The organism is Streptomyces sp. NPDC014891, from assembly GCF_043081085.1.
In the GTDB taxonomy this organism is placed as follows: domain Bacteria; phylum Actinomycetota; class Actinomycetes; order Streptomycetales; family Streptomycetaceae; genus Streptomyces.
The window spans coordinates 168969-186053 of sequence record NZ_JBIBWF010000008.1 but is presented as its reverse complement, the minus strand read 5'-3'; the positions used below and the strand labels follow the sequence as shown (position 1 = coordinate 186053).

Below are 17085 nucleotides of genomic sequence, written 5' to 3'. Positions count from 1 at the left end.
CGCGCTACCCCTCCTCGGGGGCACCGCTCTCCTCGTCCGTGGACGACTTCGCGTCGTCCTTGGCCGGTGCCGCGCCCGGCTGGGGCTCGGCGACGGCCACGCGGGCGGGCCGGATGGTCCGCTCGCCGATCCGGTACCCCGGCTGCAGGATCGCCACGCACGTCGTCTCGGTGACGTCCGGCGCGTACGAGTGCATCAGGGCCTCGTGGATCGTCGGGTCGAAGGGCTCGCCCTCCTTGCCGAACTGCTGCAGACCCATCTTGGCGACGACGGTCTCCAGCGATTCGGCCACCGACTTGAACCCGCCCACGAGCTCGCCGTGGTCCCGGGCCCGGCCGACGTCGTCGAGCACCGGGAGCAGGTCGCTCAGGAGGCTCGCGACGGCGATCTCCTTGACCGTGACCCGGTCCCGCTCCACGCGGCGGCGGTAGTTCTGGTACTCGGCCTGGAGCCGCTGGAGGTCCGCGGTGCGCTCCTCGAGCGCCTTGCGGGCCTGGTCCAGCTGCGCCAGCAGAGCCACGTCAGTCGTGTCCCCGGCCGGGGCCGCCCCCTCCGCCTTGTCGGCGGAGGCGGCGGTCTCGGGCTCCTCGGGCGTGCCGTCGGCGGGGACTTCGGGCTTCTCCTCGAAGCCCGGGGTCTCCTCCGACATCAGGCAGCGCCGCCCTTCGGCTTGTCCTCGTCGACGATCTCGGCGTCGACGACGTCGTCGTCGGCCGGGGCCTGCTGGCCGGCGCCGGCGTCGCCGCCCGCGGCCTGCGCGCCCTGGGCGTCGGCGTAGAGCGCCTGGCCGAGCTTCTGCGAGACGGCCGCGACCTTCTCGGTGGCGGTGCGGATCTCGGCGGTGTCCTCGCCCTTGAGCTTCTCCTTCAGCTCGCCGAGCGCGGCCTCGACCTCGGCCTTGACGTCGCCGGGGACCTTGTCCTCGTTGTCCTTGAGGAACTTCTCCGTCTGGTAGACGAGCTGCTCGCCCTGGTTGCGGGACTCGGCGGCCTCGCGGCGGCGGTGGTCCTCGTCCGCGTACTGCTCGGCCTCCTGGCGCATGCGGTCGACCTCGTCCTTCGGCAGCGAGGAGCCGCCGGTGACGGTCATCTTCTGCTCCTTGCCCGTGCCGAGGTCCTTCGCGGTCACGTGCATGATGCCGTTGGCGTCGATGTCGAAGGCGACCTCGATCTGCGGGACGCCGCGGGGCGCCGGCGGCAGACCGGTCAGCTCGAACATGCCGAGCTTCTTGTTGTACGCCGCGATCTCGCGCTCGCCCTGGTAGACCTGGATCTGCACGGACGGCTGGTTGTCCTCGGCCGTCGTGAAGATCTCGGACCGCTTGGTCGGGATCGTGGTGTTGCGCTCGATGAGCTTGGTCATGATGCCGCCCTTGGTCTCGATGCCGAGGGACAGCGGGGTCACGTCGAGGAGCAGGACGTCCTTGACCTCACCCTTGAGGACACCGGCCTGGAGCGCGGCGCCGATGGCGACGACCTCGTCCGGGTTGACGCCCTTGTTGGCGTCCTGACCGCCGGTCAGCTCCTTGACGAGCTCGGCGACGGCCGGCATACGGGTCGAACCGCCGACGAGGACGACGTGGTCGATCTCGGAGAGGTTGATCCCCGCGTCCTTGATGACGTTGTGGAACGGCACCTTGCAGCGGTCGAGCAGGTCCGAGGTCAGCTGCTGGAACTGGGCCCGGGTGAGCTTCTCGTCCAGGTGCAGCGGGCCCTCGGCGGAGGCCGTGATGTACGGCAGGTTGATGGAGGTCTCGGTCGAGGACGAGAGCTCGATCTTCGCCTTCTCCGCGGCCTCGCGGAGACGCTGGAGAGCCATCTTGTCCTTGGCCAGGTCCACGCCGTGGCCGTTCTGGAACTGCGTCACCAGGTAGTCGACGACGCGCTGGTCCCAGTCGTCGCCACCGAGGTGGTTGTCACCGTTGGTGGCCTTCACCTCGACGACGCCGTCGCCGATCTCCAGGAGGGACACGTCGAAGGTGCCGCCACCGAGGTCGAAGACGAGGATCGTCTGGTCGTCCTTGTCGAGGCCGTACGCGAGGGCGGCCGCGGTGGGCTCGTTGACGATGCGCAGGACGTTGAGGCCCGCGATCTCACCGGCCTCCTTGGTGGCCTGGCGCTCCGAGTCGTTGAAGTACGCCGGCACGGTGATGACCGCGTCGACGACCTTCTCGCCCAGGTAGGCCTCGGCGTCGCGCTTGAGCTTCTGCAGGATGAAGGCGCTCATCTGCTGCGGGTTGAAGTTCTTGCCGTCGATCTCGATCTTCCAGTCGGTGCCCATGTGGCGCTTGACCGACCGGATGGTCCTGTCGACGTTGGTGACGGCCTGACGCTTGGCCACCTCGCCGACGAGCACCTCGCCGTTCTTCGCGAAGGCGACGACGGACGGCGTGGTCCTGGCGCCCTCGGCGTTGGTGATGACGGTGGGCTCGCCGCCTTCCAGAACGCTGACGACGGAGTTAGTCGTGCCCAGGTCGATGCCGACCGCACGTGCCATTTCGATTCCTCCAGCTGACGTACTTGAGTGGATCTGACTCAAGGATGCACGACGACGCCGATCGCGTCAACAGACCTGAGCGGAGGGGGCTCAATTTCTCGCCCTTTATCTCACTCATACGGGGGCGGGGGCGCGTCGATCCCGGGTCGGGACGGGGAGCGCGTGAGAGAGTCCGGATGCCCCTTGCCGGGCAAAGCAGGCATATCCCACGAATATCCCATGATGCTCACACGGTCCCTCGGAAGGGTGTGGGAATGACGGCCAAGCGCACGTTCGACCTCATGGGCGGGCTCGCCCTCCTGCTCGCGCTCTCCCCGCTCCTCGCCGCCGTCGCCCTCTCGGTCGCCCTCGGCTCGGCGACCCCGGGCCGGGGCGTGCTGCGCCGGCGCACGGTGGCCGGCCTGGAGGGGCACCCCTTCACGATGCTGACCTTCCGCACCCGCGGCCCACTGGCCGCCCTGCCCCTGCTGCTGCACGTCGTCGAGGGGCGGATGTCGCTCGTCGGGCCCTGCCCCCTGTCGCCGTCGCACCGCGAGTGCGCGGGCGAGGGGCGCCGCCGGCTCTCCGTCCGCCCGGGGCTCACCGGACCCTGGCAGATCAGCGGACGCTCGGACCTCCCGTGGGAGGAGCGGGAGCTGCTCGACCTCCACTACGTGGACCACCACTGGCTGGGGATGGACCTGCGGATCCTGGCGCGTACGCTTCCAGCAGTCCGCAGACGGCGCGCGGCAAGGTTTGCCTGAGCGACACAGATCACCGCGAGCGCCGCTGCATCACGAGGCCCCGAACGGGTAATCTCAGCACGGACTAGATAAGTTACCGCTTAGTAGGCTCGGCTCAGGCACTGAGCGGGCCCGCCCGAGGAGCCCGTCATGCAACTCGCCGCGATCATTGTGTCGCTGACGCTGACCGTGGTCGGCGTTGCCCTGCTCGCTCGCGCCGTCGGCCAGTTCGTCTCGTACTTCAAGCTCGGACAGCCGGTCCCGGCCGGGAGCCGTACCGACAACCCGTACCAGCGCAGCGTGACGCTCGTCCGGGAGTTCCTCGGCCACACGCGCATGAACCGCTGGGGCATCGTCGGCTTCGCCCACTGGTTCGTCGCCGTCGGCTTCCTCACCCTGCCGCCCACCCTGGCCCAGGCCTTCGGCCAGCTCTTCCAGGCCGACTGGACGCTGCCGGTCATCGGCGGCTTCCTCCCGTTCGAGCTGTACATCGAGTTCATCGGCGTGATGACCATCCTCGGCATCGCCGTGCTGATCGTCATCCGCCTGCTGAGCCTCCCGGGCCGGGCCGGACGCAAGTCCCGCTTCGCCGGCTCCAAGGCGGGCCAGGCGTACTTCGTCGAGTACGTCATCCTCACCATCGGCCTCGCCATCTACGTGCTGCGCGGCCTCGAAGGCGCGATCCACCACGTCGAGCACTACGAGGCCGCGTACTTCGCCTCGTACCCCCTGGTCCTGGCCTTCAAGGGCCTGAGCGTCCCGACCCTCCAGACGCTCATCTACTTCACCGCCATGGTGAAGATCAGCACCTCGTTCATCTGGATGATCGTCGTCTCGCTCAACACCAACATGGGCGTCGCCTGGCACCGCTTCCTCGGCTTCCCGAACATCTGGTTCAAGCGGAACGCCGACGGCTCCACCGCCCTCGGCGCGCTCCAGCCGATGACGACGGCCGGCAAGGAGATCGACTGGGAGGACCCGGCCGAGGACGCCGTCTTCGGCGTCTCCCAGGTCGAGCAGTTCTCCTGGAAGGGCATCCTCGACTTCTCCACCTGCACCGAGTGCGGCCGCTGCCAGTCGCAGTGCCCCGCCTGGAACACCGGCAAGCCCCTCTCCCCCAAGCTCCTCATCATGTCGCTGCGCGACCACGCGCACGCCAAGGCGCCGTACCTGCTCGCCGGTGGCGGCAAGGACATGGAGGGCAACGAGAAGGCGACCGAGGAGCAGCTCAAGGACGTCCCCGCCGCCGCGATCGCCGAGGCCGAGCGCCCCCTCATCGGCACCGCCGAGGAGAACGGCGTCATCGACCCCGACGTCCTGTGGTCCTGCACCACCTGCGGCGCCTGCGTCGAGCAGTGCCCGGTCGACATCGAGCACATCGACCACATCGTCGACATGCGCCGCTACCAGGTCATGATCGAGTCCGCGTTCCCGTCCGAGGCGGGCACGATGCTCAAGAACCTGGAGAAGAAGGGCAACCCCTGGGGCCTGGCCAAGAAGCAGCGCGTCGAGTGGACCAAGGAGGTCGACTTCGAGGTCCCGATCGTCGGGAAGGACGTCGAGGACCTCTCCGAGTTCGACTACCTGTACTGGGTCGGCTGCGCCGGCGCCCTGGAGGACCGGGCCAAGAAGACCACCAAGGCCTTCGCGGAGCTCCTGCACATGGCGGGCGTCAAGTTCGCGATCATGGGCGGCGACGAGAAGTGCACCGGTGACTCCCCCCGCCGCCTCGGCAACGAGCCGCTGTTCCAGCAGCTCGCGCAGGAGAACGTCGCGATGCTGAACATGGCGTTCGGCGAGTCCCTCGACGAGGACGGGGGCGTGGACGAGTCGACGAAGAAGCCCAAGTCGGCGAAGAAGATCGTCTCCACCTGCCCGCACTGCTTCAACACCATCGCCAACGAGTACCCGCAGCTCGGCGGCGAGTACGAGGTCATCCACCACACCCAGCTGCTCCAGCACCTCATCGACGAGGGCAGGCTGGTCCCGGTGACCCCGGTCGAGGGCCTCATCACCTACCACGACCCGTGCTACCTGGGCCGTCACAACAAGGTCTACACGCCGCCGCGCGAGATCATGTCCGCCGTCCCCGGCCTGCGCCAGCAGGAGATGCACCGCCACAAGGAGCGCGGCTTCTGCTGCGGCGCCGGCGGTGCCCGGATGTGGATGGAGGAGCGCATCGGCAAGCGCATCAACAACGAGCGCGTCGAGGAGGCCCTGTCCCTCAACCCGGACATCGTCTCCACCGCCTGCCCGTTCTGCCTGGTCATGCTGACCGACTCGGTCAACGGCAAGAAGAACGACGGCAAGGCCAAGGAGTCCGTGACGGTCGTCGACGTGGCGCAGCTGCTCCTGGAGTCGGTGAAGACCCCGGTGGACCCGGAGCCGGAGCCCGCCGAGAAGCCGGAGCCGGAGCCGGCGAAGTAGCACCACCCGGTGCGTGAGAGAGGGCCGCCCCGCGCGTGAAGCGCGGGGCGGCCCTCTCCGTGTGCGGGGCGTCGTGCGTCGGGCCGGCCCGGTCAGGCCTTCGTGGCGACGTACTTCCCGACGAGGCTGCCCCGGAGGTCGTAGACCCAGCTGCCGGCGCCCTGGCGGGGGGTGTCGATCGCGGCGAGCCGGTAGTGGTGCCGGCCGTCGTCGACGAGCCGGTACGTCCAGCCGTGGTGGACGGCGGTCGGGTGTCCGGCGTCGAGGGTGCCGAGGCGGCGGCCGTCCTTCCCGGTGAGCTCGACGTGGGGGCGGCCCGTGCCGGTGAAGAACCGGGCGACGTCCCCGGCGGGGAGGGTGACCTTGGCGTCGGGGAGCACGCCCCTGGCGTCGGCCTGCCGCGCCGTGTGCTTCCGCTGGTCCGGCGCGGGCTTGGGAGCGGGCTTCGGGTCCGGCTTGGGGGTGGGCTTCGGGTCCGGCTTGGGGGTGGGCTTCGGCGTGGGCGTCGGGTCCGGCTTCGGCGCGGTCTCGATCCAGGAGCGGACGGTGCCGTCGGGCCGGAGGACGACGTGGAGGCCGTTGTGCTGCCCGTACGCGGGCCTGCCGCCGGTGCTGACGAGGGTGTCGATCAGGGAGCCGCCGGCGTAGACCTCGGCGGAGAAGCGGCCCGGGCCGTCCTGGTAGACCCGCGCGAGCGAACCGTCGGCGAGGTCGACGTTCCGCCAGAAGACCGACTGGTCGCCGCCGGCCGAGGCGGCGTCGGCCGAGGCGGCGTCGGCCGAGGCGGCACCGGTCCCGGCGGTGGCGGCGGGGGTCGCGTCCGCGGCGGGCCCGTCGGGGGCGGGGCCGGCGGCGAAGGCTCCCGCGGCCGGCAGGAGGAGGGCGGCGACGGCCCCGGTGGCGACGGCTGCGGTACGGGCGGAACGACGGGTGACACGCATCGGAGGGACTCCTTGCTCGACTCGCTGACGTCTCCGAAGCTACGAGTCCGACATTGAGGCGATACGTCGGATTTGTAACAGTGACCGCGCGTCTGTCCGCCGGCCGTGTCACACCGCGCGGGGCCCGGCCCGACCGGCGCGACACCCCCGGCGGGCCCCCTAGGGGATGTCACAGCTCAGTGGCAAGGACCGGTCCGGGGAGCGCCCGGACGGCGGAAGCGGGTACGTTCGACGACGTGGCTGGATTCAGGAACGGACGCGGCCGGGACAACCGCCCCCCGCACAATCAACCGCAGCAGGCGCCGTACGGGTACAACGCGGCCCCGCCGCCGCACCCGCAGCAGCAGTGGCAACAGCAGCCACCGCAAGGGCAGCAGGGGCAGCAGGGACGCCAAGGACCCCACGGGCACCAGGGGCAGCAGCCCTACGGCGAGCCCGAGTACTTCGGCGACCCCTACGGCCAGCCGCAGCACCCGCACGCGGCGACGGCGAACAACCCGGGCCACACCCAGATGTTCAGCGTCGACGACCCCTACCCGTACGGCGACGCCGCGACCCACCACGCCGGTGCCGCGCCCGTCCCCACGGGCCCCCGGCTGCCCTGGAAGGCGCTCCTGAGCGGCATCGTGCTGCGTCCGGCGGACACGTTCCTCCGGATGCGCGACCACGCCGTGTGGGGCCCCGCGCTGATCGTCACCTTCCTCTACGGGCTCCTCGCGATCTTCGGCTTCGACAAGGCGCGCGACGAGGCGATCAACGCGACCCTGTCGACGGCCATCCCGTACGTCCTGATGACGGCCCTCGGCTTCGTCGTCGGCGGACTGATCCTGGGCTCGGTGACGCACACGCTGGCGCGCCAGCTGGGCGGCGACGGGGCGTGGCAGCCGACGGTCGGCCTGTCCATGCTGATCATGTCGATCACGGACGCGCCGCGGCTCGTCTTCGCGCTCTTCCTGGGCGGCGAGAACGGCCTGGTGCAGGTGATCGGCTGGCTGACCTGGCTGGCGGCCGGGGCGCTCTTCACGATGATGGTGAGCCGCTCGCACGACCTGCCGTGGCCGAAGGCGCTCGGCGCGTCGGCGATCCAGCTGGTGGCCCTGCTGAGCCTGATCAAGCTCGGCACGCTCTGACGGCCGGGCCCACGGAACGCGAGGAGGCCCCCACCGGGTGCGGTGGGGGCCTCCTCGCGTACGGGCGCGGCGCGCGGGCCGCACGGGGTCAGGCGTCGAGGACCTGGCCCTCGCGCTTGACGACGGGCGGCTCGACCGACCAGGCTTACTTGACTCAATGACGGTAGTAGCCTTGCTGTGCTCTAAGACGCAGGGGGAGGCACGTACATCGTGGCGCGCAAGGTGGGGATCTACACCCGAATCTCTCGGGACGACGAGGGTGACGCGCTCGGGGTTGCCCGGCAGCAGCAGGACTGCGAGCGACTGGCCGACCTCAGGTCATGGCAGGTTGTGAAGGTCTACGAGGACAACGACGTCTCAGCGTTCAAGCGGAACGTCGTGCGCGACGAGTTCGAGCTGATACTGAAAGACCTGCGTGTCGGCCTGATCGACGGCGTCGTCGCGTACGACCTGGACCGGCTTGCCCGACAACCGCGCGACCTGGAGCGGCTCATCGAGATCTTCGACGAGCGGCCGAAGTCGGAGTTCGCCACCGTCACCAACGACGTGAACCTCGGGACGCCGGACGGGCGGACGATGGCACGGATCATGGTTGCGTTCGCCAACAAGGCGTCGCACGACGCGTCTCGCCGCACGAAGCGCAAGCACCTGGAGTTGGCCCAGCAGGGCAAGGACAGCGGGGGGCCGGCGCCGTACGGTTGGCGCAAGGACGAACGGACGAAGGTCGACCCGGATGCCGCGCGAGCGATTCGCGAAGCTCAACAGGAGATCTTGGCCGGGGTTCGCATCGGCACGATCCGCACCCGCTGGCAGGAACAGGGGCTGGGCAACCCTCGCATGGGCACGAAGCGCATGGCTCACCACCACGTCGAGCACATCCTGACCAACCCGCGATTGGTCGGCTACCGGACCTACCACGGCGAGGTCCTGACCGGCGATGACGGGGAGCCCGTCAAGGGCGAGTGGGAGCCGATCAACACCATCGCGGAGTGGGAGGCGGTGTGCGCGACCATCGCCGAGCGGAAGCAGCAGAGGCCGGGAAAGTCCCTGGCCCGGAAGTACCTGCTCTCAGGCATCGCGCGCTGCGGCCTGTGCAAGACCAAGATCCGGGGACAGGTCAACGCCCGATGGAAGCCCGGTTCGAAGGCCGCCAAGTTCACGTATCAGTGCTCGGTGGTCAACGGCGGATGCGGCAAGGTCGGGCGTACTGGTGAGCCCGTGGACAAGCTGATCGCGGAACTCGTCCTCGAAGAGCAGCGCGAGAAGGCGGCCGCGCGAGGAGTCCCGATCGATCAGCAGTGGCCGGGGGAAGCGGAGTTGGAAGCAGTCCGGACGGACATTGGCCAGCTCTTGGATGCGGAGAAGTCCAAGCAGATCAGCGTGTCCACCCTGCTCCAGCTCCTCCCCGCGAAGGAGCGGGAGCGCGACGAACTCACGTTGGCACGGGCGCGATTCTTCAAGAAGCAGAGGCAGGCCGAGGCCCAAGACGGGGCGAGTGAGCTGTCGTTGACCGAATTCTTCGATCTTCCAGTCGAGCGTCAGCAGGAGATCGTGTTGCACAGCCTCACAGCCGTGATGGTCCATCCAGCGGGCCGAGGCAGTCGGATCTTTAATCCCTCGCTGATCGAACCTGTCTGGCGGTAGCCCTACGGGCGCCCCTGGAGCAGGCGAGCACGGCGCACCCACTCCTCATCCCGAACGGGTGCCCGCCGCAGGTGCTTCCGCAGCCACTCTTCGGTGGACATGACCTTGGGACGCTCCTTGGGGTCAGCACTCGGTGGCATCCGACTCTCCCCCTTCACAGCCTTCCCGGGCGATCTCGCGGTTGTGCTGGATGTCGCGGCGGATGTTGGCGGCGAGCCAGGACTCCCCGGGGGTGGTGCCGTGGCCGGCGTAGGTCCAGTGGGCGACGACGAGGAGGGTGGACTCCGGGTCGTCGTCGGGGTCGGGCAGGCCGAGGGCGGTGCGTTGCTGTGCTGCGCGGTACTCGGCGCGGACCTGGCGTAAGGCGCCGAGGGTGGTGGAGTAGGCGCGGGATTTGGTGGAGAAGTGGCCGCGGAACCCGAGCATGTGAGCCCAGGCGCGCAAGCGCCGGTCGGGGTAGGCCGGATCGAGGTCCATGCAGGCTTCCATCAGGCGCCGGGGGTGGTCGGGGACGTTGAGGAGGATCAGGGCTTCCTTGTTGCCGATGCGGTGGTCCACAGAGCCGGTCGTCTCGGCGGCTTTGGTGGCGTACTTGGCGACGTAGGCGGCGACGGCCTGTTCGGTGAGGTCCTCGCCCTGGCCGAAGGCGCCGATGGGCTGCACATCGAGCTGGGTGCCCCACGTGAGCGTGAGCTCCTGGCCGACGCCGTACGCGGGGGCCGCCGGGACAACCACTTGGACGCGGGCAGCGGCGGCGTGGATGGCGTCGGTGAGGAGGTCGAGGGTGGCCCAGGCCGGGGGCGGGGTATGCGGTCCGTCAGGGCCGTCGAAGCGGATGACGGCGTGGAAGTGGACGGCGCCGCGTTTCTGGTACTCGGCGACCTTGCCGAAGGAGACGCGGGACTGTTCGCGGGCGGCTTTCTGGGTGAGGCCGGCGCGGGCGGCAATCTCCCGGCGCAGGTAGATCGTGAAGTACCGCCACAGCTCGGAGGCGTGGTTGTTCCAGAGGACGGCGCCCGCGTAGTCGTACGTGGCCGGGTCGAGCGGGGTGCCGAGTTCGGGCGCGTCCTCCTGGTGCAGGGTCCCGCAGCGGCAGGACCGGGCGCCGGGCCGGTTGTGGACCGGGCCGAAGGAGGGGGCGGTGAGGGTGGCGAAGACCCGGGGGTGATCGCGAATCGTCTCCGGGGTGCCCTTGTCCAGGTTGCCAACGAGTCCAGCACGGATCAGGTGGTAGGTGTCGCCTGCGTAGGTCCAGGCGCAAGAGGGGCAGCGGGAGGCGCGTCGGTTGCCGCAGGCGACGCGAAGGACTCCGCCGGGTTCGGCGTCGGTGTTGTAGGCGTGGAGCACGGTCTTGGTGGCGGGATCGAGAAGCTTGGTGCCGCCGGTGAGGCGGATGGGGGCGGTGCAGCCGCCGGTGCGGCGGAGCTGTTCGGTGAGGCGGTCGAAGCCGGGAGACCCGGCCAGCCGGAGCAGATCGCTCAGGGTGGCCGGGTCCAGGCCCGCCGCAGTGGCGGAGTCGGTCAACGCGGTCACTTCCCCACGCGGGCGAGGGCGGCCGGGGCGGTGCGGGTGCCGGTGCCCTTGCAGGCGGGGCAGGTGGCGGCGAGGGTGCGGCGCTGCCCGTCCGGCGTGATGCCGGTGGTGATGTGGACGACGGGGAAGCCGTCGCAGTGGGAGCAGACGCGGACGGGCGGGGTCTGGGGCATCATGAGGCTTCCCTTTCGGGTCCGTTGGATCTGGGAGGGGTTGAAGGCGCCCGGGGCGGCGGAAGTTTGGCGACAGAGGCCGCTCCGGGGGCCGCTTAGCGTGAGTTGTTGCGCCTGCCGTGGCCCTTGGATGCGTACATCGCCGCGTCGGCGGCCGAGAGAGCGTCGGTGAGGGTCGGGACCGGGAGCTGGTCGCGGTGGCAGCGGCCGACGGAGGCCGAGACCGGCAGGACGTGACCGTGGTGGTGGACCGGCTCGTCGAGGGTGATCCGGAGGGCGTAGAGGCCGGCGGTGTGGCCGGGGTCGGTGACGACGGCCGCGAACTCGTCTCCGCCGAGGCGGGCGGCGATCCCGTGACGTCCGCACCACTCGGCCAGACGCTCCGCGGTGGCGGTGAGGACGGCGTCTCCGGCGGCGTGGCCGTGGGTGTCGTTGATGGCCTTGAAGTCGTCCAGGTCGACCAGGAGCACGAGCGCGTTCGCATGCTTGGCCAGCATGTGCTCGGCGCGGGTGGTCCACCCCGAGCGGGTGTGGAGGCCGGTGAGGGGGTCGCGGCGGGCGGTGGCCAGGCGGCGCCAGAGCAGACCGCCGTGCAGGGCCCAGCCGAGGGCGGGTAAGCCAGCCGCGGCGATCGTCTGCGTGTCCACGGGGGTCACCGGCCCTTCTGCATGTCGCGGACGACCAGGCGCAGGACGACGGCGATCAAGGCGACGGACACGCCGGTGATGGCGACCGCGAGGAGCATGGAGACCAGGACCGTGCCGACGACCAGGACGACGGCGCCACCGCCGGCGGCGAGGGCGAGCGCGCTGCCCGGGGTGAGCTGGACCGTGGTCCGGGCCGGGGCGACCGGAACCGGGCCGGTGGTCTGGGTCGGCTCGGTGTCGGTCAAGGGGGTGGGCTGGGTGAGCGGGATGGTGTGACCGGTGGGGAGCGGGTTGACCGGGATGCGGGGCTGGAGCATGGCGGTTCTCCCTACTTGATCGTGGTGTCGATGACGGGGGCGAGGAGGCTGTCGGCGAGGAGGTAGCCGCCAAGGAGGAGGACGGCGACGAGCCACCAGGGCGGGCGGATGAGCTTGATGCCGAGGCCGCCGACGACGATCAGGGCGAGCCAGAGCGGGACGTCCACGAGACGGGTCTCCTTCGGGTCAGCGGGGGTTGCAGCGGTGGGTGCGGGCGGCGAGTTCGGCGGCGGCGCGGGTGTTGTAGTCGGCGGAGAAGTCGCAGCGCGGGGCGGTGCACACGGCGGTGTGCTTGGTCCGGCCCCGGCCGTCGCGATGGGTGCCGACCTGCACCGGACCGATGCGGATCACGTGCTGGAAGCGGTTCGGGCGCATGGGTCTTACCTCCTGTCTGGTCAGGCGAGTTGGAGGGCGATGGAGTCGGCCAGCGGTGCCGGGATGCCGAGGCGGGCGCGGAGGGTGACCGCGTCGATCGGGGCACCGGTCTGGGCGTGATGGGCGTCCGCGATCTTCCGGGCGTGGTCGAGCAGCGCGGGAGGCACGGATGCCGCAGGCGCCGGGGTGGCGGGCTCCGGCATGGTCTCGGGTGTCGACGGCGGTTCCTGCGAGGCAGGTTCGGCCGGCGGCAGTTCGGGAGCCGGTTCCGGGACACGCTCCACGACCAGGTCCTGTACGGCGGCTTCGTGGTCAGGCTCGGCTGCGGGATCCGAGGCCACTTCGGGCTCGGGGGTGGGTGCGTGGGCGAGGAGGGTGCCGCCGAGGAAGGCGAGGGCGGGCCATCCGGCAACGAGGATCCGCAGCCAGTCGGGGACGTCGTTCATGTCAAGGAGTCCGGCAGTGGCGACGTTCGCGCCGAGCGATGCGATGAGGGCGATGGCGAACCAGAGCCAGGCATCGCGGTTGCCGCTGTTCTTGCGCATCCGGCGCCAGGCAGCGACCAGCAGCAGGTCGACGGAGACCGGGTAGGCCCAGGCCTTCCATCCGTCCTGCCCGGCCGCAGCCGCCAGGTCGTGCAGGTGGGCGAAGGACAGGGCACCGGCGATGACGGCCTGGATGAGTACAGGGTCGAGGCGGAGGGCACGGAACACGAGGTCACCTCCTTTCAGGCATGGGTCGGGTAGGGACCTGGCGTAAGACGGTCACGCCAACCGAGGGAATACAGGTGTCAGCTCGTCGCCGGGATCGGCTTCACCAGGGGGGCAGGCCCGGAAAGGCCGACAGGGGCGGGGATCGCAGGTTTGTACGAATGGAGGCGCGGGACGTCCGGGGTGAGGTGCGCGTGCTCGGCGCAGATAGCGGCCGCTTCGGATGCGCTCAGCTCGGGGGTGCGGATGCGGGACCAGCCGCCGGAGGTGTCACCGGCCACTGCGAGGCCGGGCAGGTCGGGCGGGATCGACGTCACGGCGACGACCGCGTCCGGGGCGATGTCGCCCAGGCCCATTTCGGCGGTCTGCTTGTCGTTGACCCGGTGCACTACGCGTCCGGTGAGCTGGGCCCGCAGTGCGGTGGCGCCCTTGCCGAGGTCGGAGCCGAACCGCTGCCCGCACACCTCCAGGAACATGCCGGCCGCGCGAGCCATCTGCCCAAGCCGGATCAACTGCGTGACCATCCGGTCCCGCCGTTCCTCATCCTTCTTCGTCGCCACGAGGAACAACTCCGCTACCTCGTCCACCAGGAGCACGACCGGCACAGGGCGGACGGCATCAGGGAGTTCCCACACGTCGGCGGCGCCGTGGTCGCTCAGCAGGTCGAACCGGTCCTCCATCTCCTCCACCAGCGCGTCCAACAGCCCCGACGCTTCCTCGGGCGTGATCGCGAGCCCGGACAGGCGGGGCGCGTATCGCTGCTGCTCGACACCCCGCTTGCAGTCGATACCGACCAGGGCGACCCGGAGCCGGGCGAGTCCTGCGATCAGGTTGCGCTGATACATCGACTTGCCCGACTGATTCGCCCCGAGGGTCAGCGCGTGCGGGACCTTGAGGTAGTCGCGGACGAACGCGGTGCCGTCCTCCCGCAACGCGACCGGCACGGACATCGGGCCGACCGGGATGCTCCGGGGCATCTTCACCTGCCGCAGGACGTTGTAGCCGGTCATCCTCAGTTCGACGAACCCCGGCTTGGTCTCCGTCACGTGGACGGAGTGGACGCCCCAGGCGTGCCGCAGCCGCTCGGAGGCCGCCATCACGTCGGCAGGCTCCAGACCGGCCGGAAGGCGGAGGGTGACCCGCAGGCCGGTCGAGGAGGCCCGCACCCGGCGGACCTTCGGCGCAACCGGCTGGACGTCGGGGCGGCGGGCGACGTTACGGACCATGAACGCCCGCAGGCGGGACGGCTGAACCGTCAGCCCGCACACGTCCATCGTCGACCGGTACGTCACCGCGAACCGCACGGTGGCCACCGGTAGACCCGCCAGCGACCAGAACACACGCGGCGCACGGACCTTCGCGTACCCGAGGCCGCCACCGGCCCCGGCGAGCGGGAGGCCGACCTCCCATAACGTCGACAGATCCGTCATCGTCAGACCCCGACCGGGGTGACCGCGACCGCGCGGAACGAGATGCCGTGACGGGTCTGGCCGTTGAACGTGTTCTCCCAGTCGCGGGCCTTGAGGCCGATGACCGAGACCGGCATGCCCGGCGCGAGCCCGTCGGGGAGACCGGTCTCCGGGACGGTCACCTGGTAGAGGTTGCCCTCCCCCTCGTCCGAGATCAGCAGGCCCACCGTGGACAGCCCGGCACCGGTCTCCCGGTCCATCGCGCGCTCACCGGTCTGCTTGCTCACGAGCTTCGGCATGGGAGCCGTGGCCACGAACACCACGGCAGTAGACGTGTCCACCTTGAACGACGGCATGGCTTTCTCCTTCGAGAAGCAGGAAGGGGCTAGATGACCAACTTGGCTAACCCGGTTGGTCACATCTCGAAGTTAGGGGAGATGGCTAGCCATGTCAACGACGTGACTGCCATGACTGTCCTGACCTAGCCCGGTCGCCTACGATCGACTCATGACCTTTGTCCCCGAACCCCTCGACCCAGACGACGAGCGTTCCCCCTATGAGCAGGTGGCCAGCAGCCTCAGCGCGGCCATCCGAACGAGGCGGCTGGCGCCGGGCGAGAAGCTCCCGTCCCACAAGGAACTGACGGAGCTGTTTGGGTTCGCGCGGGCCACGATCCAGCGGGCGCTACGGGACCTCGAAGACGATGGGCTCGTGGTCTCCCGCAAGGGCAGCGGCGTCTACGTGCGCAACCGGACCGAAAGGCCGGCGGGACTGCGGCCGTACGTGGAGCAGGCTTTCGCCAAGGACCACGTCACCATCGACTTCGCCGGATTCTCCAGCGAGACCCTGCACGGGGCCCTTCAGGAGCCGCTCGACAAGATCCGGATCGGCAGGCTCACCCCGTCGAGCATCACCATGCGGATACTCGTCCCGGACATGTCCGTGCCGCAGGCCGCGCCGGTGCGCATGGAGGACGGCGCCGACGACAAGCGGCTCCGCGACCGCATGCACGACATCATGGTCGGCTACACCCGCAGCATCCGGGACGCCATCACCGAGCTGGAGCACCTCGGCCTGGTCGCCGAGACCAGGATCAGCGTCCGTGTCCACAGCGGAACGCAGTTCTTCAAGCTCTACGTAGTGAACAACGAGGACGCGTTCTTCGGGTACTACCCGATCCGCCCCAACAAGGTCGTCGCCCAGGGCGAGACGATCGAGATCTACGACCTCGTGGGCAAAGACACTGTCCTCTTCCATCACTCGATCAACGACGGCGAGTCCTCGGGCGGAGCCCAGCAGGTCCAGCAGGCCCGGATGTGGTTCGACAGCGTCTGGGAGACCATCGGAAGGGACTTCGACCTTGACGCACGCTGAACCGCTCGCCGAGACCCTGGCAAACGCCCGAGTCATCCTCTTCGACTTCGACGGACCCGTGTGCGACGTGTTCGCGGGGCTGCCGGCGCCCGAGATCGCGCGGGAGCTGACCGCTCTCCTCTCAGCTGAGGATGAAGCCGCGGGCACGAAGGCCTCTCAGACGGACGACCCCATCGAGGTCCTGCGCATCGCGCATGAGGCCGACACCGAACTGGGCCAGATGATCGAGCAAGCTCTCACGGCCGCCGAGGTCCGAGCCGTTGCCGTGGCAGGCCAGCCGACGCCAGGAGCAGCCGCAGCACTCCAGGCAGCCCGATCGGCGGGTCGAGGCGTAGCCGTGGTGAGCAACAACTCCGCAGAGTGCGTGCGGGTCTTCCTCGAGCTTCACGGCCTGGAGGAGTACGTCACGAAGATTGTGGGTCGACCCTCCGAGCAGCCGCACCTGATGAAGCCGAACCCGTTCCCGCTCATCACGGCAGCCGAGCAGATGCACATCGACGTCACGAGCTGCACCTTGATTGGCGACTCGCTCACGGACATCCAGGCAGCCCACGCAGCAGGCGCAACGGTCATCGGCTACGCCAACAAGCCGCACAAGGTAGACCAGTTCACCGAGGCGCAGGCCGATGTCGTCACCGAGGACATGCAGGCCATCGCCGACGCACTCACCACGGAGTAGTCGCAGGGCCAAGGGGAGCTGTTACAGGTTTCTCTACCTCATCAAGGCACCCGCCGCGCACAGCGCGGCGCGCGCGGCCCGTCACCCGGGCCTGCGCTCCTGTCTCCGCCCCGCTCCAGCCCGGCCGCCGGCCGCACGCCTGACAGCTCGGGTTGATGGGTTACGAACCACCACGCGGTCGAGGCGGTACGAGGGTGCAGCTCAAAACGATGCCTCCGGCGGGGGCGCTCCGACTCCGGGATGGGAGGGGACCGTACGCGGGTACCGGCCGGTGGGGTGTGGAGGTGGGGAGCTCCCATCCCGTCTGTCGTCGACCCAGGCAGAGCCGAGCAGACACGGCACCGGGCGTCCAGGTCGTTCGTCCAGTGGGGCGCTCCACCTGGACGCCCGGCACCGCGCCTGCTCCACGGTGTTGTGGGTCGACGGCAGACGGGATGGGAGCTCTGGGGAGGAATGTGGCAGGGGAGGCCGGCCAGCATCACCTGAGTGGGTCAAGGAGGGGCGGGGC

The 17085-nt window shown here is 69.8% G+C and carries 18 protein-coding genes; 6 read left to right on the top strand and 12 right to left on the bottom strand.

Features of this window, described 5'->3' with window-relative positions; genetic code table 11:
• Nucleotides 1–4 precede the first annotated feature (4 nt).
• Together grpE and dnaK are read right to left on the bottom strand one after the other, a co-directional pair.
• Complete coding sequence (gene grpE / locus ACF09E_RS23530) at nucleotides 5–649, bottom strand: nucleotide exchange factor GrpE (protein ID WP_361849676.1); 645 nt, start codon at nucleotides 647–649, stop codon at nucleotides 5–7.
• A complete protein-coding gene (dnaK, locus tag ACF09E_RS23525) occupies nucleotides 649–2496 on the bottom strand; it encodes a molecular chaperone DnaK (protein ID WP_388801709.1) in 1848 nt (615 codons plus the stop codon). Before dnaK ends, grpE begins: the two co-directional genes overlap by 1 nt.
• 254 nt (nucleotides 2497–2750) lie before the next feature.
• Between dnaK and ACF09E_RS23520 the strand changes: the two genes are divergently transcribed.
• On the top strand, nucleotides 2751–3239 hold the full coding sequence (locus ACF09E_RS23520) for a sugar transferase (protein WP_361849680.1): 489 nt from the start codon (nucleotides 2751–2753) through the stop codon (nucleotides 3237–3239).
• 129 nt (nucleotides 3240–3368) lie between these two features.
• A complete protein-coding gene (locus ACF09E_RS23515) occupies nucleotides 3369–5645 on the top strand; it encodes a (Fe-S)-binding protein (protein ID WP_392206872.1) in 2277 nt (758 codons plus the stop codon).
• Between the two features lie 92 nt (nucleotides 5646–5737).
• Here ACF09E_RS23515 and ACF09E_RS23510 read toward each other — a convergent pair whose 3' ends face one another.
• On the bottom strand, nucleotides 5738–6586 hold the full coding sequence (locus tag ACF09E_RS23510; RefSeq protein WP_392206871.1) for a hypothetical protein: 849 nt from the start codon (nucleotides 6584–6586) through the stop codon (nucleotides 5738–5740).
• 236 nt (nucleotides 6587–6822) lie between these two features.
• Here ACF09E_RS23510 and ACF09E_RS23505 point away from each other — a divergent pair, with 236 nt between their 5' ends.
• Both ACF09E_RS23505 and ACF09E_RS23500 read left to right on the top strand, forming a co-directional pair.
• Entirely contained in the window at nucleotides 6823–7716 is an 894-nt protein-coding gene (locus ACF09E_RS23505) for a Yip1 family protein (protein WP_392206870.1), read from the top strand.
• Between the two features lie 210 nt (nucleotides 7717–7926).
• Nucleotides 7927–9360: a recombinase family protein gene (locus ACF09E_RS23500; RefSeq protein WP_392206869.1), complete on the top strand. Its 1434-nt coding sequence runs from the start codon at nucleotides 7927–7929 to the stop codon at nucleotides 9358–9360.
• A gap of 123 nt (nucleotides 9361–9483) precedes the next feature.
• Here the strand turns inward: ACF09E_RS23500 and repSA are convergent, their stop codons facing one another.
• The 9 genes from repSA to ACF09E_RS23455 form a co-directional block, all read right to left on the bottom strand.
• Nucleotides 9484–10884 carry a replication initiator protein RepSA gene (gene repSA / locus ACF09E_RS23495; RefSeq protein ID WP_392206868.1) on the bottom strand — a complete coding sequence of 467 codons (1401 nt, stop codon included), beginning with the start codon at nucleotides 10882–10884 and terminating at the stop codon, nucleotides 9484–9486.
• Nucleotides 10885–10889: 5 nt separating this feature from the next.
• Complete coding sequence (locus ACF09E_RS23490) at nucleotides 10890–11069, bottom strand: hypothetical protein (RefSeq protein ID WP_392206867.1); 180 nt, start codon at nucleotides 11067–11069, stop codon at nucleotides 10890–10892.
• Between the two features lie 92 nt (nucleotides 11070–11161).
• Nucleotides 11162–11713: a GGDEF domain-containing protein gene (locus tag ACF09E_RS23485; RefSeq protein WP_392206866.1), complete on the bottom strand. Its 552-nt coding sequence runs from the start codon at nucleotides 11711–11713 to the stop codon at nucleotides 11162–11164.
• Between the two features lie 5 nt (nucleotides 11714–11718).
• Nucleotides 11719–12030, bottom strand: a complete 312-nt coding sequence (locus tag ACF09E_RS23480) for a SpdD-like protein (protein ID WP_392206865.1) — start codon at nucleotides 12028–12030, stop codon at nucleotides 11719–11721.
• 11 nt (nucleotides 12031–12041) lie between these two features.
• Entirely contained in the window at nucleotides 12042–12197 is a 156-nt protein-coding gene (locus ACF09E_RS23475; protein ID WP_341624572.1) for a hypothetical protein, read from the bottom strand.
• 19 nt (nucleotides 12198–12216) lie between these two features.
• Nucleotides 12217–12405: a mobile element transfer protein gene (locus ACF09E_RS23470; protein WP_392206864.1), complete on the bottom strand. Its 189-nt coding sequence runs from the start codon at nucleotides 12403–12405 to the stop codon at nucleotides 12217–12219.
• Nucleotides 12406–12425: 20 nt separating this feature from the next.
• Complete coding sequence (locus tag ACF09E_RS23465) at nucleotides 12426–13118, bottom strand: DUF2637 domain-containing protein (protein ID WP_392206863.1); 693 nt, start codon at nucleotides 13116–13118, stop codon at nucleotides 12426–12428.
• Between the two features lie 77 nt (nucleotides 13119–13195).
• Nucleotides 13196–14545 carry an FtsK/SpoIIIE domain-containing protein gene (locus ACF09E_RS23460; RefSeq protein ID WP_392206862.1) on the bottom strand — a complete coding sequence of 450 codons (1350 nt, stop codon included), beginning with the start codon at nucleotides 14543–14545 and terminating at the stop codon, nucleotides 13196–13198.
• Between the two features lie 2 nt (nucleotides 14546–14547).
• The gene (locus ACF09E_RS23455) at nucleotides 14548–14880 is read right to left on the bottom strand and encodes a hypothetical protein (RefSeq protein WP_392206861.1); all 333 of its coding nucleotides are present in this window, start codon (nucleotides 14878–14880) and stop codon (nucleotides 14548–14550) included.
• Between the two features lie 151 nt (nucleotides 14881–15031).
• On the opposite strand from ACF09E_RS23455, the gene ACF09E_RS23450 reads away from it, so the two are divergent.
• On the top strand, nucleotides 15032–15898 hold the full coding sequence (locus ACF09E_RS23450; protein ID WP_392206860.1) for a GntR family transcriptional regulator: 867 nt from the start codon (nucleotides 15032–15034) through the stop codon (nucleotides 15896–15898).
• Complete coding sequence (locus ACF09E_RS23445) at nucleotides 15885–16577, top strand: HAD family hydrolase (protein WP_392206859.1); 693 nt, start codon at nucleotides 15885–15887, stop codon at nucleotides 16575–16577. Before ACF09E_RS23450 ends, ACF09E_RS23445 begins: the two co-directional genes overlap by 14 nt.
• The last annotated feature ends 508 nt before the right edge of the window (nucleotides 16578–17085 follow it).

Bases quoted from the DNA above. Each gene is read 5' to 3' on its own strand.
- grpE (WP_361849676.1), bottom strand. From the start codon at position 649: ATGTCGGAGGAGACCCCGGGCTTCGAGGAGAAGCCCGAAGTCCCCGCC.
- dnaK (WP_388801709.1), bottom strand. From the start codon at position 2,496: ATGGCACGTGCGGTCGGCATCGACCTGGGCACGACTAACTCCGTCGTC.
- ACF09E_RS23520 (WP_361849680.1), top strand. From the start codon at position 2,751: ATGACGGCCAAGCGCACGTTCGACCTCATGGGCGGGCTCGCCCTCCTG.
- ACF09E_RS23515 (WP_392206872.1), top strand. From the start codon at position 3,369: ATGCAACTCGCCGCGATCATTGTGTCGCTGACGCTGACCGTGGTCGGC.
- ACF09E_RS23510 (WP_392206871.1), bottom strand. From the start codon at position 6,586: ATGCGTGTCACCCGTCGTTCCGCCCGTACCGCAGCCGTCGCCACCGGG.
- ACF09E_RS23490 (WP_392206867.1), bottom strand. From the start codon at position 11,069: ATGATGCCCCAGACCCCGCCCGTCCGCGTCTGCTCCCACTGCGACGGC.
- ACF09E_RS23480 (WP_392206865.1), bottom strand. From the start codon at position 12,030: ATGCTCCAGCCCCGCATCCCGGTCAACCCGCTCCCCACCGGTCACACC.
- ACF09E_RS23470 (WP_392206864.1), bottom strand. From the start codon at position 12,405: ATGCGCCCGAACCGCTTCCAGCACGTGATCCGCATCGGTCCGGTGCAG.
- ACF09E_RS23460 (WP_392206862.1), bottom strand. From the start codon at position 14,545: ATGACGGATCTGTCGACGTTATGGGAGGTCGGCCTCCCGCTCGCCGGG.
- ACF09E_RS23455 (WP_392206861.1), bottom strand. From the start codon at position 14,880: ATGCCGTCGTTCAAGGTGGACACGTCTACTGCCGTGGTGTTCGTGGCC.
- ACF09E_RS23450 (WP_392206860.1), top strand. From the start codon at position 15,032: ATGACCTTTGTCCCCGAACCCCTCGACCCAGACGACGAGCGTTCCCCC.